Origin of the sequence: Sandaracinobacteroides saxicola, from assembly GCF_014117445.1 — a bacterium.
GTDB lineage: Bacteria > Pseudomonadota > Alphaproteobacteria > Sphingomonadales > Sphingomonadaceae > Sandaracinobacteroides_A > Sandaracinobacteroides_A saxicola.
This window is the reverse complement of the sequence record NZ_CP059851.1, coordinates 2639168-2652799: the sequence shown is the minus strand read 5'-3', so window position 1 is coordinate 2652799 and position 13632 is coordinate 2639168. Positions and strand designations below refer to the sequence as shown.

Here is a 13632-nt window from a genome sequence, read left to right as displayed (position 1 = left end):
GTGAGGGCAGTGCGACTCGACATGAGTAAAGCATACCGACCGGTTGGTATGTCGTCAAGGCCGGTTGCGCCTCGACAGCTGCCCGGGTGGGCCGCTATCGGTCGTGGCATGCCCGCCGCGCTCCGCCTGACGCTGTCAACCGATGCGCTGGTGGCGAATTACCGATGGTTTGCAGAAGCCGCGGGCGTGCCGGTGACGGCGGCGGTGAAGGCCGATGGCTATGGGTTGGGCGCGCGCGACGTGGTGGCGCGGCTGGCGGCGGCGGGAGCCCGGGCGTTCGCGGTGAGCAGCTGGGCGGAGGCGGCAGCGCTGGGGGTGCTGCCGGAAGGCTGCACGCTGCTGGTGCTGCACGGGTTTTCGCGGTGTGACGCGGCCGACGCCGCGGCGATGCCCTGGGCGCGGCCGGTGCTGAACACGCCCGCGCAGTGCGCGGCGTGGCGGGCGGCGTTTCCGGCGCGGGCGTGTGATGTCATGGTGGAGACCGGCATGAACCGGCTGGGGCTGGGCGACCTGGCGGCCATGGAAGGCCTGGCGGTGGACACGGTGCACAGCCACCTTGCCTGCGCCGACGAGCCGGGGCACCCGCTGACGGCGCGGCAGCTGCAGGCATTCCGCGCGCTGGCGACGGCGACGCCGGACGCGCGGCACATGCTGGCCAACAGCGCCGGCGTGTGCATCGGGCGCGACTATGCCTTCGACGGCGTGCGGCCGGGACTGGGGCTTTATGGCGGCATTCCGCGCGCCGAGGCGGTGGGCGGTATAGCGCCGGTGGTGGCACTGTCGGCGCGGGTGATCCAGCTGTCGGCGGTGCGCGATGGCGACACGGTCGGCTATGGCGCGACCTGGGTGGCGGTGGGCAGCCGCCAGGTGGCGACTTTGAACGTGGGCTATGCCGATGGCCTGCCGCGTGGGGTGGCGGCGCGGTTGCGCTGGCGCGCGGGCGACCGCTGGTGCCCGACGGTGGGGCGCATTTCCATGGACATGACGGCGGTGGACGTGACCGGCGCCGGGGTGGCGGAGGGGGACTGGCTGACCGCCGATTTCGACCTGGCGACGCTGGCTGCGGACGGGCCGGTATCGCAATATGAGTTGCTGACGGGGTTGGGCCATCGCTATGAGCGGCGCTGGACATGAAGTTTGTTGCGTCGTTCCTGATTTCGCTGGGTGGCTTCGTCATCGGGGCGTTCGCGTTGATCGGCCGGCTGGCGCGCTTTGCCGGCCTGGCGCTGGCGCGGGCGGTGCAGCCGCCCTTCTATCCGGCGCGCCTCGTTGAGCAGATGGGCCTGATCGGCTGGTTCAGCCTGCCGGTGGTCGGGTTGACGGCGCTGTTCACCGGCGCCGCGCTGGCGCAGCAGATTCTCGTCGGCGGCAGCCGCTTCAACGCCTCCTCCACCGTGCCGGCGGTGACGGTGATCGCCATCGTGCGCGAGCTCGGCCCGGTGCTGGCGGGGTTGATGGTGGCCGGGCGGGTGTCGAGCGCGATGGCGGCCGAACTGGGCACGATGCGGGTGACCGAGCAGATCGACGCGCTCTATACCCTGCGCACTGATCCGTTCCGTTACCTGATCGCGCCGCGGCTGGTGGCGGCGACGCTGATGCTGCCGTTCCTGGTGCTGGTCGCCAACATCATCGGCGTGCTGGGCGGCTGGCTGCTGGCGACGACGCGGCTGGGGTTCAACAGCGCCACCTATCTGATCACCACGTCGCGGTTTCTGGAGACGGAGGATGTCGTCTCCTCGATGATCAAGGCGGCGGTGTTCGGCTTCATCATCGCCTTGGCCGGCTGCTACAATGGGTTCGTTTCCAGCGGCGGCGCGGCGGGCGTGGGGCGGGCGGTGACGAATGCGGTGGTGACGGCGTTCATCCTGATCCTGCTGTCCAACCTGGTGATCACCATCCTGGTGTTCGGCACATGACGCTGAGCTTGCGCGATGTGGCAAAGGCGTTCGGGCCGAAGCGCGTCCTCGACGGGGTGACGCTGAGCGTCGGCAAGGGCGAATCGCTGGTGGTGATCGGCGGCTCGGGCACGGGGAAGTCGGTGATGCTGAAGTGCATCCTGGGGCTGCTGTGGCCGGATGCCGGCTCGATCATGCTCGATGGTCAGGAGCTGGTGGGGCTGAAGGGCAGCGCGCTGGCGGCGGCCCGCGCCCGGTTCGGCATGCTGTTCCAGGGCGGCGCGCTGTTCGACAGCCTGGCCGTCTGGCGCAACGTCACCTTCGCGCTGACGGCCGGGCGGAATGTGCGGGCGGAGGAGCTGCGTGCGATTGCCATCGACAATCTGGCGCGGGTGGGGCTGGGGCCGGAGGTGGCCGAGCTGAAGCCGGCGGCGCTGTCGGGCGGCATGCAGAAACGGGTGGCGCTGGCGCGGGCGATCGCGGCGCGGCCGGACATCATCTTCTTCGACGAGCCGACGACGGGGCTGGACCCGATCATGGCGGATGTGATCAACGCGCTGATCCGCGACCAGGTGAAGGCGCTGGGGGTCACCGCGCTGACCATCACGCATGACATGGCGAGCGTGCGCAAGATCGCCGACCGGGTGGCGATGCTGCATCAGGGGCGGATCATCTGGGAAGGGCCGGTCGAGGCCCTCGACAACAGCGGCAACGAGTTTGTAGACCAGTTCGTGAAGGGGCGGGCGGACGGGCCGATCCGGATGGCGGGAGCAGGCGGCGGGTGAGCGGCGTGGACCTGGCAAGCCTGTTGCAGCGGGTCGGCGCGGGAGACCGCGCGGCGCTGCGCATGGTTTATGACAGTTCGTCGATGAAGCTGTTCGCGGTCGCGATGCGTATCCTGTCCGACCGACAGGAAGCGGAAGATGTGTTGCAGGACGTGTTTCTTACCATCTGGCGCAAGGCCGCGGAATATGACGCGGGCCGGGCAAGCCCGATGACCTGGATGACCACCATCACGCGCAACCGCGCGATCGACCGGGTGCGCGCCCGGGGGACGCGGGCGGCGGTGCCGGTGGAGGAGGCACATGAGCTGGCCGACGAGCGGCCCACGCCCGAGGCCAGCGCGATGGCGAGCGAGGCGGCGACCCGCCTGCACGCGGCGCTGGCGGGGCTGGACCCGCGGCACCAGGCGGTGATCCGCGCGGCCTATGTCGGAGGCCTGACCTATGAGGCGCTGGCGGAGCGGGAGGGCATCCCCGTGGGCACGCTGAAGACCTGGGTGCGGCGGGCGCTCATCAGGCTGCGCGGGGAGATGGTGGCGTGAGCGACCAGCCCATCTCGACCGACGAGGCGCTGGCGATGGACTGGGCGCTGGGCGCGCTGGAGCGGGACGCCATGCGTTCGGTCGAGGCGCGGATGCTGTCCGACCCGGCGTTCCGGGCGTTGTGCGAGGACTGGGCCGAGCGGCTGGCGCCGCTGGGCGACGGCATCGCACCGGTGGCGCCGCCGGCGGTGCTGTGGGATCGGATCGAGGCGGCGCTGGAGGCCCCGGCCGTGGTGGTGCCGGCGCGGGCCGGGTGGTGGCAGAGCCTGGGCCTCTGGCGTGGCCTCAGCTTTGCCAGCAGCGCCGTGGCGGCGGTGGCGGTGGCGCTGCTGCTGGTGCCGCGGCCGCCGCAGGTGGTGGAGCGTCTGGTGACGCGCGATGGCGTGGTGATGGCGGCGACGCTGGCGGGCGAGGGCAAGGCGCCGCTGGTGACGGCGGCGGTGGATACCGCGCGGTCGGCGCTGGTGCTGGCGCCGGTGGGGACGGAGAAGCTCGATGGCCGGCAGCCGGAGTTGTGGCTCATCCCGGCCGACGGGCGCCCGCGGTCGCTGGGGCTGATCAGCCTGGGCGGGCAGCAGCAGGTGAAGGTGCCGGCGACCGTGCTGAAGCTGGTGGCGGCGGGCGCGGTGCTGGCGGTGAGCCTGGAGCCCAGGGGCGGATCGCCGACCGGGCTGCCGACCGGGCCGGTGGTGGCGACGGGCAAGCTGGTCGCCGTCTGACCTGCGACACTGGCGCCGATGAAACTGTGACAGGGTGTGGCGCGTAAGACGGGATGTGGAAGGCAGTGGCTTTCCATGAGACAATCAAAGGAGTTCCCATGCGTATGAATGCGAAAATGCTGCGCGGTGCCGTGGCTGCGCTGATGCTGGCGGGTGTCAGCACGGTTGGTATGAGCGCGGTGGACGCGAAGACGGTGATGGTGGGTGGGGCCGCCATGTATCCGACGAAGAACATCGTCGAGAATGCCGTCAATTCGAAGGATCACACGACGCTGGTGGCGGCGGTGAAGGCCGCCGGGCTGGTGGACACGCTGTCCGGCCCCGGTCCGTTCACGGTGTTCGCGCCGACCAACGCGGCGTTCGCCAAGCTGCCCGCCGGCACGGTGGAAACGCTGGTGAAGCCCGAGAACAAGGGCACGCTGACCGGCATCCTGACCTATCATGTGGTGGCCGGCAAGATGAGCGCGGCCGACGTGATGAAGGCGATCAAAGCGGGCGGCGGCAAGGCCGAGCTGACCACGGTCAATGGTGGCAAGCTGACCGCGACGATGGCCGGCAACAAGGTGATGCTGACCGACGCGAAGGGCGGCACCTCGATGGTGACGATCGCCAATGTGAACCAGTCCAACGGCGTGATTCACGTGGTTGACACGGTGTTAATGCCCTAGCGCAGTGCGGCTGCAAATAGCGGAGCTATTTGCAGACTCGCACAAGCTTGGCCGGCACGCGATTGTGCGGGGGAGATCCCCGCACAATCGTCGTGTCCGACAGCGCGGCTTTGCCGCGCTTTTTTGTTCTTCCTTCTTCCTTCTTTCCACTCCGCTCACGGCCCGCGCTCGCGCGGCTTTGCCGCGCAGGGGCAACGGTATGGCCGGGGGCCTGCCGCCCGCCAGGGCGCTATCCCGCCAGCCGGTAGCGGTTTTCGGGCAGCCCCGGCGCCGGCGCGTCCAAGGCGAACAGCGATCCCGCCAGCCGCTCATGCCCGTCGAGATAGACGGACGCGCTGGTGATGTAGAGCGTCCGCAGGTCGGGGCCGCCGAAGGCGCAGGTGGTGGGGTTGCTGACCGGCAGTTCGACGATGCGGTCGATCGAACCGTCGGGCGCGACGCGCACCAGGCACTTGCCGCCGAAGCGGGTGTTCCACAGACAGCCCTCGGCATCGATGGCCGAGCCATCGGGCCGGCCGCGGTCGAAGCCGGCGAAAAACGGCGTTTCGTTGGAGATCGACCGCGTCGCGGCGTCATAGTCATGGCGCCAGATGACGTTCGGCACCGTGTCGCCGAAATAGAGGTGCCGCCGGTCGGGCGAGAAACACATGGTGTTGGAAATGACGATGCCGTCCTTGAACATCCGCGGCGCTTGGCCGTCGATGAGGCGGAACAGCTGCCCGCGCGCGCCCTCCAGCTCGACATGCCCGCCGTCGGGGCCGACATTGTTGCTCATCGAGCCGATCCAGAACTCGCCGCCCGGACCGGCGCGCCCCTCGTTCAGCCGCGCCGCCGGCCAGCGCTCGAGCGCGAAGCCGTGGGGCGTGCGGACATCGCCCCACGGCTGCCACAGCAGCAGCCTGGAGCCGATGCCGAGCAGCAGCGTGCCGGGGCGGTCGGTGAGGGAGAGCGCGACGCAGGGTTCATCGAAGAACCAGCTTTCGACCGCGCCGGTCGCGACGGTCAGGCGGTGCACGAGGAAGCGGTTGACATCGGTCCAGTAAAGCGCCTGTTCCGCCGCGCACCAGGTCGCGCCCTCGCCGCACAGATTGCCGACCGGGGCAACGCAGCGCAGGTTGAGATCATCCATCACCGTCTCCTGTCAGCGTGTCGTGGCCGATGTCACCGGGCAATGCGGGCATCGCCCGCCGCCGCCGGCCGGGCGCCGGGGCCGGCATCCTGTGCGTAGATCGTGCCGCTGATGAACCCGATGGCCTGCTCGATGCGCGCCCAGGTCTCAGGGGCCTTCAGGTCGAGGCCGGCGAATTCGCCGGCGGTCCGGGCGCGAAGCACGAGGTGGTGGACGGCGGCGATGAGGATGGCATTGACCGCGGGCGCGTCGATGCCGGGCGGCGGCTCGCCCGCCGCCGCCCTGACATTCCCGAACCACTCCCTGATGGCCTGGTTCTTGGCTTCGCCCAGCCGCGCGACCGCGTCGCCGCGCTCGACCAGTTCCCACGACAGCGCGGCCTGGACCATCTCGCTGGCCCTGAGTGCGGCGAGGTGCTGCACGATTTGCGCGCCGATCACCTCACCATAGCCTGATCCACCGATCGCGGCGGTCGCTGGATCACCCAGCCAGAGGCGTAGGTCCTGCCCCAGCCGTTCCAGCAGCCCGTCGAGACCGCCGAAATAGCGGTAGATCAACTGTTTGTCGACGCCCGCCTCCCGCGCGACGGTATTGACGCCCAGCGCACCGAAGCCGTCGCGGGCGACGATGGCCATGGCGCCCGCAAGGATGCGCGCCTCCGTACCGTCCCGATCGCGGGTGCGGGGCGTGGGCGCGATGGGCGTGTCGGTCATCGTCGGCGCTGTTCCGGTCATCGTGTCACCCATCAGTGACAGCTGCGCCGGACGAATGCAACCAGGCCTGGCCGCTGTCGTCGCGGGAGGCCGCCTCTTGGTGGGCCGGTGCCGGGCTTGCCGCCAGTCCAGGCGCCGGGAATGCCGCGCTGGCGGCGATGACCAGCGACAGCATGGCCGCCCCGATCAGCCCCCGCGCGCGGGCGCTCGCACCAAAGGGCTGGTTTGCCGGAGGGCGCTTGCGTGGCGCCCGCCTGCCGGTGCGGATCAGCATGGCGGACCCGCCGGGGTCATCGTCGCGCCTGCGGTCGCCGGCGGCGCAAAGCCGCCGTCGCGGCCGGACCGCCGGCCGGAACGCCGAAGCACGGCCCAGCCCGAGCCGAGCAGCCAGGCTGTCAGCAGCAGGAAGCCACCGACCGTGGCAAGGCTGAACAGGGCGCCATCGCCGCCAAGCGCGATCGCCAGCCCTTCGCCGGTACCCAGGATGATCAGGATGGCCGAACCGAGGCCGGTCGCCCGAAGCCGGCCGTTCTGGCCCACCGCGACACCGATCACCCAGGCGGCGGTGAAGAGCTGGCCGAGATGCTCGCCGACCGCGACCCCGGACAGGGCGTTGAGGCTGAGGAAGGCTGCCTCGATCGCCGCCCTGCCGGCCGATGTCGTCATCGGGTCCGCATGGGCGGCCGCCATGGCGGGCACCACGAACACCCAGCGGGACAGGCCGATGGCCTGCAGCAGTCCGGCCAGCAGGCCCAGCGTTCCCACCATCATCGCGGCGGGCCGCTGGCGCTGCGACACGGCCTGGAGCCCCGCCACCGCGCACAACAGCAGCGCCGACAGCATGAAGCCATACCAGGTCAGCACCAGCGCCGGCCCGCCCGCCGCCACCCGGCCAAGGATGTCGGCCGCGGGCAGGCGCAGCACGCCAGGATAATCGAACGACACGGCGAGGACCGAGTAGGGGATGTTGAACAGCAGCCCCAGCGCCAGCATCGCGCCCCCCGTGGCGGCGCGCGCGCTCATGCCAGCCTCCCGATGCGTTCATTGTGCCAGTGGCGTGACAGCTGCCGTTCCACGCCCAGCCCCCGTGCCAGCGCCGACAGGCCGCCGACGATGGCGCGCTGCAGCCCGACGGGAACGCCCGGCACCACCAGATCGGCATAGCCGAGCAGCAGCGCCAGGTGCAGCGGGTTGCGCGGCATGCCGCCGGCATTGCAGCGGCCTTCGCCCGCCAGCGCGAACATCGACAGCAGAAAGCGCTCGAACTCGACCCCCCGGGTCGTCGTCGAGAGGAAGCTGGTCCATTCGTCGCTGTCATTGCGGAAGGCGTGCCATGTCCCCGCCGGCACGGTGACACGGTCACCGGCGTTCAGGGTGCGGAAGCGGCCCTTGCCGCCGATTTCCATCACCAGCGTGCCCGCCCGCACCTCGAATGTCTCTTCCATGGTGGGATGGGCGTGCAGCGGGCTGCCGACGGCGCCGGGCGGCAAATCGGTCTGGAAGAGGAGCGGGCGGCCGTCCCGCCAGACGGATTGCACCAGCGTCAGGCGGTCGCCGGTGACGGGGTTGATCAGGGTTTCGCGGGGCGGCGTGCGCTGGCCGGGCAGCGCGCGGCGGTGGGGAGGGTGGGCGGTCATCGGGGTTCTCCTTTGCCTTGCCGGCACAAGCCGCTTGCTTGTCACCGACAAGTGACTTATATGTCACCGATGAGTGACAAAGCAAGGGGAATTTGCATGCGCAAGATGGAATCAACGGGGCGGCGTTTCGCCCGCGGCATCGCGGCCATCCTGTTGCCGACGCTGGTGGCGGCCTGCGTCCGCTATGACGGCGGGCCGGTTGCGCTCTCATCCTTTGCCCTTCCGGCACCGGCTGACGTGGTGGACGATGCGCGGGTGGCCCTTGGCCGGAAGCTGTTTTTCGATGTCCGGCTTTCGGGCGCGAACACGATGTCCTGCGCCTCGTGCCACCAGCCGGATCGGGGGTTCGAGGATGGCCGGCCGGTCGCTGTGGGCAGCGGCGGACGCGCGGGCAAGCGGGCGACGCCGACCCTCCTTGGTATCGGTGCCTCGCCTCGCCTGATGTGGGATGGACGGGTGGCGTCGCTGGAAGCGCAGGCGTTGATGCCCATCGCCAATCCGCTCGAGATGGATCAGGACCTGGAGGCGCTGTTGACGGAACTTGCAGCCGATCCCGGCATGCGGGGCGCTTTTGCCAGTGCCTTCCCGGCGCAACCCAAGGTCAGCAGGCGGTCGATCGCGCTGGCGCTCGCGGCCTACCAGCGCACCATCGCGCCCCGGCCCACGCGGTTCGACAGTTTCGTCGCCGGCAAGGGTTCGGCCTTGTCAGGCGCCGAGCAGCGAGGCTTCGCGCTGTTCACCGGCAAGGCGGGTTGCGTGCGCTGCCATTCCGGGCCGCTGCTGACCGACGGGCGCCTTCACGACATCGGCCTGCCTGACACGGGCCAGGGGCTTCGCTTCAAGACGCCGACTCTGCGCGGCATCGCCGGTCGCGCGCCCTACATGCACGACGGCTCGCTGCCGACCCTGGCAGCCGCGATCGCGCACTATGCCGATCACCCGGCGCGGCGTCGGGGCGTGCCGGCGGCCACGCCACTGCACCCGGGCGAACGGGCGGACCTGCTGGCGTTCCTGCGGGCGCTGTGAACGGGCAGCCGAGGATCAGAATCACATGGCCCGGAATGGCAGATAGGCTTCCAGCGCTTCCGCTTCGCCGAGCACCGCGGGGCGTTCGCGGGTCAGGAAATCCGCGACCGCGGCGCGAAACCGCAGATCACTGATGAAATGCGCGGACGTGGTCGCCACCGGGCGGTAGCCGCGCGCCAGTTTGTGCTGCCCCTGGGCGCCGGCTTCCACCCGCGCCAGGCCCCTCTGGGCGGCGAAATCGATGGCCTGGTGATAGCAGACCTCGAAATGCAGGAAGGGGATGTCCTCGCTGCAGCCCCAGTTTCGCCCGTAAAGCGCGTCTTCACCAATGAAATTGAGCGCGCCGGCGACCCAGCGCCCGGCCTTGCGTGCCATCACCAGCAGCACCCGGTCGGCCATCCGCTCGCTCAGCAGCGAAAAGAAGTTGCGGGTCAGATAGGGCCGCCCCCATTTGCGGCTGCCGGTGTCCTGGTAGAAGGCCCAGAAGGCGTCCCAGGCCGCCTCGGTCAGGTCGGCGCCGGTCAGCCAGTCGATCCCGTCCACCGCCGCCAGCGCCTCGGCGCGCTCGCGCTTCAGCACCTTGCGCTTGCGCGATGCGAGCGCCGCCAGGAAATCATCGAAGCCGGCGAAACCCTCGTTGAACCAGTGATATTGCACGTCATGCCGCGGCATCCACCCCGCCGCCTCGAACCGCGCCCGGTCGTCGGGCGTCAGGAAGGTGGCATGGGCGCCGGAAAAGCCGTTCTGCCGCACCAGGGCTTCGCTCGCCGCGATCAGCACCGGCGCCAGCGCGGGATCGCCCAGCAGGCGCGGGCCGGTGGCCGGTGTGAAGGGCGAACTGTGCTGCAATTTGGGGTAATAGCTCTGCCCGGCCCGCGCCCAGGCGTCCGCCCAGCTGTGATCGAACACATATTCGCCCTGGCTGTGCGATTTCAGGTAGCCGGGCAGGATCGCCGCCGGCCGGCCGGCGGCGCCGTCCACCACCAGATGCACGGGCTGCCAGCCGGCGCGCGCCGAGACGCTGCCCGAATCCTCCAGCGCGGTGACGAAGGCGTGGGCGGCGAACGGGTTGGCCCTGCCGGCGCAGGCATCCCAGTCCGCCGCGGCGATGTCGCCGGCGCGGTGCAGGATGCGGGCGATGATTTCCCCTTCGCTCACCGCACCGCGATGATGGCGTCGACCTCCACCGGCACCCCCAGCGGCAGCACCGCCACGCCGACGGCGCTGCGGGCATGTTTGCCGGCATCGCCGAACAGCGCCACCATCAGGTCGGACGCGCCGTTCGCCACCTTCGGCTGGTCGGTGAAGTCCGGGGTGCTGGAGACGAACACGCCGAGCTTGATGATGCGTTCCACCCGGCCGAAGCCGCCCAGCGCCGCCTGCACCTGCGCGACCACGCCCAGCGCGCAGCGCCGCGCCGCTTCCTGGCCCTGCTCGATGCTGGTGTCCTCCCCCAGCCGGCCTTTGATCAGCGCGCCGCCGGCGTCGAACGGGATCTGCCCGGAGACGTGCAGCAGCCCGTCCTGCAGCACCGTCGAGACATAGTTCGCCGCCGGCGCGCTCGCTGCCGGCAGGGTCAGGCCGAGTTCGGCCAGTTTCGCATCCACACTCATGCCACCACTCCCTTGTGAAACCAGTCCTCGATCCAGCCGCGCGCCGCGCCCCAGTCATCGATCCGGGCATGCGCGTCCGGCGCCGCCGGGATGATCGCCTGCACCACCGGCTCGCCGACCAGATGCAGGCGGCCGACATGCGGCGCATGCCTTGCCACGCTGCCATGGTGCGGCGGCAGGTCATCGACGAACACCGCCGGCCGCCCTTCCGCCAGCGCCGCCACGGCGCGGCCCTTCGGCACGCCCTCGCCATTGGGATGCACGGGAAAGTTCAGCCCCTCGCGGGCGAGCACCGCCAGCCGCGTCTCGCGATGCCGCGGTTCGATGTTGGTCAGGATGACGATGTCCGCGCGCGCCGCCAGTCCGTTCACCGCCTCGGCCACCCCGGGCAGCAGCGTCTGGGTCGGCTGCGCCTCATCGAAAAAACCGTCGAGCAACGGCGCGAACTCGCTCGCCTCCAGCGGCACGCCGTTGCGGCGCAAATTGCCGAGCAGGGCGAAGCTGTCCATGCGCAGTTCGAGCCCGTGGCGGCCATCGAGCCACGCCTGGAAGGGGGCGATGAAGTGCATCAGCACGCCGTCGCAGTCGAGGATCAGCAGCGGCTTCATCGGGCGAGGGCTTCGGGTTTGACGTCGAGGGCCCTGGCGATGGCCAGCAGGTCGGGTTCATGGCCGTTGAGGAAGCTGGCGACGGCGTTGGCGACATCGGGTTCACCGGCGCGGGCGCGCAGCGTGGCGGGATCATAGCCGGTGAGGTCGAGGAAACGGCCGCGCATCGTCTCGTCGCTGAGGATTTCGGTGAGGGCGCGAAGCGCGAGGATGGGGTCCATGGCGGGGTGTGTAGTGCATCGCGCCAAAAAGTGGGAACCGGTTTTTGGTAAAAAGCGATGCGCCGTTAAAGAGCTCGACGGGACGGGCGCGGGCAAAGCCCGCGACTCCGTTGAGGGACAGGAAAAGGCAGAAAAAAAGCGCGTCAAAGCCGCGCTGTCGGACGAGTCGATTTTTGCAACGGTGTCGCAAAAAATCGCTCGCCGGCCAAGCCTGCGGCGAGTCTGCACCCTTCGGACGATTGCTGCGCAATCCTCCTCCAGTGTGCAGCCGCCTTCGGCTACTTAATCTTCGCTTCCTTGAAATCCACATGCTTGCGCAGCACCGGATCATATTTGCGGAACGTCAGCTTGTCGGTCTGCGTGCGCGGGTTTTTCTTGGTGACATAGAAATATCCGCTGCCCTCGCTGCTCACGAGCCGGATTTTCACGGTGGTCGGCTTGGCCATCTTGTCCTCGGAATCTGAATCGCCCGCGCGGACGCGGTTTGAAGAGCGCGGCGCATAGGCAAAAGCCTCGCTGCCGTCAAGCCTGCTGCGTGGCCACCCCGCGCTGCGCCGCCACCCATCGCCCGGCTGCCGCCACCGCCTCGGTCGCCGCCGGCACCAGGCCGGTCATCGAGAAGAAGCCGTGCACCATGCCCGCCGCGGCGCGGTGCTCCACCGCCACGCCGGCGCCTTCCAGCCGATGGGCATAGGCATCGCCTTCGTCCCGCAGCACATCATATTCCGCCGTGACCACATAGGCCGGCGGCAGGCCGCGCAGGTCGGGCTCGCGCAGCGGCGCCGTCAGCGGGCATGCGGCGCTGTCCCCCAGCCAATGGTCCCAGAACCACTGCATGTCGGCGGCGGAAAGGCCATAGTCGGCGTTTTCGGCATAGCTGGGAAGGTCGCCGACGGTGTCGCACACCGGATAGATCAGCAATTGCGACGCGAGTTTCGGCCCTTCGTGGCGGGCGCGAATCGCCGCCAGCGCCGCCAGGTTGCCGCCCGCGCTGTCGCCGCCCACGCTGATGCGCGCCGGGTCACCGCCATGTTCGGCGATGGTGGCGGCCGTCCAGTGCAGCGCCGCCATGGCATCCTCCTGTTGCGCCGGGGCGCGCGCCTCCGGCGCCAGCCGGTAATCCACCGCCACCACCAGCAGGCCGGCCTTGGCGAGCGCGCGACACAGATTGTCATGGCTTTCCAGATTTCCCACCACCCAGCCGCCGCCGTGCAGGAAGACCAGCACCGGCAGGTCGCCGAGCACCGCCTCGTCTCGATAGAGGCGCAGCGGCAGGGCGCCGCCGGGGCCGTCGATGGTGAGATCGGTCGCGGTCACATCCTTGGGCGCCAGATCCCGGAGGATGGCGACGCGCGCGGTCATGCGGCCGCGCGCGTCCTGCGGCGTGCCGGCGGTGACCGGGGGCAGGCCCTTCCCCATTTCCAGCAACTGGGCGACCATCGGATCGAGCGGCATGGCGGTTTCCTCAGCTGGCAATGTCGCGCATGCGTTTCAGATAGCGCGCCATCAGGTCGATTTCGAGGTTGACCGGCTGGCCGATGGCGGGCGTCTGCCGCAGCGTCGTCCATTGCGCGGTATGGGGAATGATGTTCAGCGTGAAGCGCGTGCCATTGGCATCGTCCGCCACGCTGTTGACCGTCAGCGAAATGCCGTCGAGCGTGATCGAGCCCTTCGCCGCGATGAAGGGCGCGAGATCGGCGGGCACCGCGACCTCCAGCCCCATCGAGCCGCCTTCGTGCCAGACCCGGCTGACCTGGCCGACGCCATCGACATGGCCGGTGACGATGTGGCCGCCCAGCTCGTCCCCCAGCCGCAGCGCCCGTTCCAGGTTCAATGCGCGGCCTTCCTCCCACATGCCCGGCGCGGTGCGGCGCACGCTTTCCCCCGAGACATCGACGGCGAAGCGCTGGCCCTGTTTCGCAACGACGGTCAGACAGACGCCCGAACAGGCGATGGAGGCGCCGAGATCGACGGTGTCGAGGTCGAAGGCGGTCTGCACCCACAGCCGCAGGTCGGCATCGGCGGCGCGGCTGGCGGAAGCGATCCGGCCGACGTCGGTGATGATTCCGGTGAACATGG

At 69.8% G+C, this 13632-nt stretch carries 20 protein-coding genes; 8 read left to right on the top strand and 12 right to left on the bottom strand.

From position 1 onward, the window contains the following. Positions 1 to 108: 108 nt before the first annotated feature. The 6 genes from alr to H3309_RS13345 all read left to right on the top strand — a co-directional run bounded on the left by alr (position 109) and on the right by H3309_RS13345 (position 4606). Positions 109 to 1134, top strand: coding sequence for an alanine racemase (gene alr, locus H3309_RS13370; protein WP_182295177.1), 1026 nt, complete (start codon positions 109 to 111; stop codon positions 1132 to 1134). Further along, a complete protein-coding gene (locus H3309_RS13365) occupies positions 1131 to 1916 on the top strand; it encodes an MlaE family ABC transporter permease (RefSeq protein WP_182295176.1) in 786 nt (261 codons plus the stop codon). Before alr ends, H3309_RS13365 begins: the two co-directional genes overlap by 4 nt. Next, positions 1913 to 2680 (top strand): ABC transporter ATP-binding protein, encoded by a 768-nt coding sequence (locus H3309_RS13360; RefSeq protein ID WP_182295175.1) that lies wholly within the window; start codon positions 1913 to 1915, stop codon positions 2678 to 2680. The genes H3309_RS13365 and H3309_RS13360 overlap by 4 nt, the downstream gene beginning before the upstream one ends. Then, on the top strand, positions 2677 to 3219 hold the full coding sequence (locus tag H3309_RS13355) for a sigma-70 family RNA polymerase sigma factor (protein WP_243453726.1): 543 nt from the start codon (positions 2677 to 2679) through the stop codon (positions 3217 to 3219). The genes H3309_RS13360 and H3309_RS13355 overlap by 4 nt, the downstream gene beginning before the upstream one ends. Further along, positions 3216 to 3938, top strand: a complete 723-nt coding sequence (locus H3309_RS13350) for an anti-sigma factor (RefSeq protein ID WP_182295174.1) — start codon at positions 3216 to 3218, stop codon at positions 3936 to 3938. Before H3309_RS13355 ends, H3309_RS13350 begins: the two co-directional genes overlap by 4 nt. A gap of 104 nt (positions 3939 to 4042) precedes the next feature. Then, positions 4043 to 4606 carry a fasciclin domain-containing protein gene (locus tag H3309_RS13345; RefSeq protein WP_182298758.1) on the top strand — a complete coding sequence of 188 codons (564 nt, stop codon included), beginning with the start codon at positions 4043 to 4045 and terminating at the stop codon, positions 4604 to 4606. A gap of 229 nt (positions 4607 to 4835) precedes the next feature. Here H3309_RS13345 and H3309_RS13340 read toward each other — a convergent pair whose 3' ends face one another. Genes H3309_RS13340 through H3309_RS13320 form a run of 5 tightly spaced genes read right to left on the bottom strand, consistent with a single transcriptional unit; the run spans position 4836 to position 8085 of the window. Next, positions 4836 to 5735, bottom strand: coding sequence for an SMP-30/gluconolactonase/LRE family protein (locus H3309_RS13340; protein WP_182295173.1), 900 nt, complete (start codon positions 5733 to 5735; stop codon positions 4836 to 4838). 32 nt (positions 5736 to 5767) lie between these two features. Then, positions 5768 to 6469: a TetR/AcrR family transcriptional regulator gene (locus H3309_RS13335; protein ID WP_182295172.1), complete on the bottom strand. Its 702-nt coding sequence runs from the start codon at positions 6467 to 6469 to the stop codon at positions 5768 to 5770. Between the two features lie 4 nt (positions 6470 to 6473). Then, positions 6474 to 6722 (bottom strand): hypothetical protein, encoded by a 249-nt coding sequence (locus tag H3309_RS13330; RefSeq protein ID WP_182295171.1) that lies wholly within the window; start codon positions 6720 to 6722, stop codon positions 6474 to 6476. Next, complete coding sequence (locus H3309_RS13325) at positions 6716 to 7471, bottom strand: DUF4386 family protein (protein ID WP_182295170.1); 756 nt, start codon at positions 7469 to 7471, stop codon at positions 6716 to 6718. Before H3309_RS13325 ends, H3309_RS13330 begins: the two co-directional genes overlap by 7 nt. Beyond that, positions 7468 to 8085 (bottom strand): cupin domain-containing protein, encoded by a 618-nt coding sequence (locus tag H3309_RS13320; protein WP_182295169.1) that lies wholly within the window; start codon positions 8083 to 8085, stop codon positions 7468 to 7470. The genes H3309_RS13325 and H3309_RS13320 overlap by 4 nt, the downstream gene beginning before the upstream one ends. A gap of 96 nt (positions 8086 to 8181) precedes the next feature. Between H3309_RS13320 and H3309_RS13315 the strand changes: the two genes are divergently transcribed. After that, on the top strand, positions 8182 to 9111 hold the full coding sequence (locus H3309_RS13315; RefSeq protein WP_182295168.1) for a cytochrome-c peroxidase: 930 nt from the start codon (positions 8182 to 8184) through the stop codon (positions 9109 to 9111). 21 nt (positions 9112 to 9132) lie between these two features. Here H3309_RS13315 and H3309_RS13310 read toward each other — a convergent pair whose 3' ends face one another. From H3309_RS13310 to H3309_RS13295, 4 genes are read right to left on the bottom strand one after another with little or no spacing between them, the layout of a single operon-like run. After that, positions 9133 to 10269 carry a GNAT family N-acetyltransferase gene (locus H3309_RS13310; RefSeq protein WP_182295167.1) on the bottom strand — a complete coding sequence of 379 codons (1137 nt, stop codon included), beginning with the start codon at positions 10267 to 10269 and terminating at the stop codon, positions 9133 to 9135. Further along, the gene (locus H3309_RS13305; protein ID WP_182295166.1) at positions 10266 to 10724 is read right to left on the bottom strand and encodes a RidA family protein; all 459 of its coding nucleotides are present in this window, start codon (positions 10722 to 10724) and stop codon (positions 10266 to 10268) included. Before H3309_RS13305 ends, H3309_RS13310 begins: the two co-directional genes overlap by 4 nt. After that, positions 10721 to 11332 carry an HAD family hydrolase gene (locus H3309_RS13300; RefSeq protein ID WP_182295165.1) on the bottom strand — a complete coding sequence of 204 codons (612 nt, stop codon included), beginning with the start codon at positions 11330 to 11332 and terminating at the stop codon, positions 10721 to 10723. The genes H3309_RS13305 and H3309_RS13300 overlap by 4 nt, the downstream gene beginning before the upstream one ends. Beyond that, the gene (locus H3309_RS13295) at positions 11329 to 11553 is read right to left on the bottom strand and encodes a DUF3572 family protein (protein ID WP_182295164.1); all 225 of its coding nucleotides are present in this window, start codon (positions 11551 to 11553) and stop codon (positions 11329 to 11331) included. Before H3309_RS13295 ends, H3309_RS13300 begins: the two co-directional genes overlap by 4 nt. Here H3309_RS13295 and H3309_RS13290 point away from each other — a divergent pair. After that, positions 11552 to 11839, top strand: a complete 288-nt coding sequence (locus tag H3309_RS13290) for a hypothetical protein (RefSeq protein ID WP_182295163.1) — start codon at positions 11552 to 11554, stop codon at positions 11837 to 11839. The two genes, H3309_RS13295 and H3309_RS13290, sit on opposite strands and share 2 nt — an antisense overlap. Here H3309_RS13290 and rpmG read toward each other — a convergent pair. The 3 genes from rpmG to H3309_RS13275 form a co-directional block, all read right to left on the bottom strand. Further along, a complete protein-coding gene (gene rpmG, locus H3309_RS13285) occupies positions 11832 to 11999 on the bottom strand; it encodes a 50S ribosomal protein L33 (protein WP_182295162.1) in 168 nt (55 codons plus the stop codon). The two genes, H3309_RS13290 and rpmG, sit on opposite strands and share 8 nt — an antisense overlap. Before the next feature lie 76 nt (positions 12000 to 12075). Further along, the gene (locus tag H3309_RS13280; protein ID WP_182295161.1) at positions 12076 to 13008 is read right to left on the bottom strand and encodes an alpha/beta hydrolase; all 933 of its coding nucleotides are present in this window, start codon (positions 13006 to 13008) and stop codon (positions 12076 to 12078) included. 10 nt (positions 13009 to 13018) lie between these two features. Further along, complete coding sequence (locus H3309_RS13275) at positions 13019 to 13630, bottom strand: riboflavin synthase (RefSeq protein ID WP_182295160.1); 612 nt, start codon at positions 13628 to 13630, stop codon at positions 13019 to 13021. Positions 13631 to 13632 lie beyond the last annotated feature (2 nt).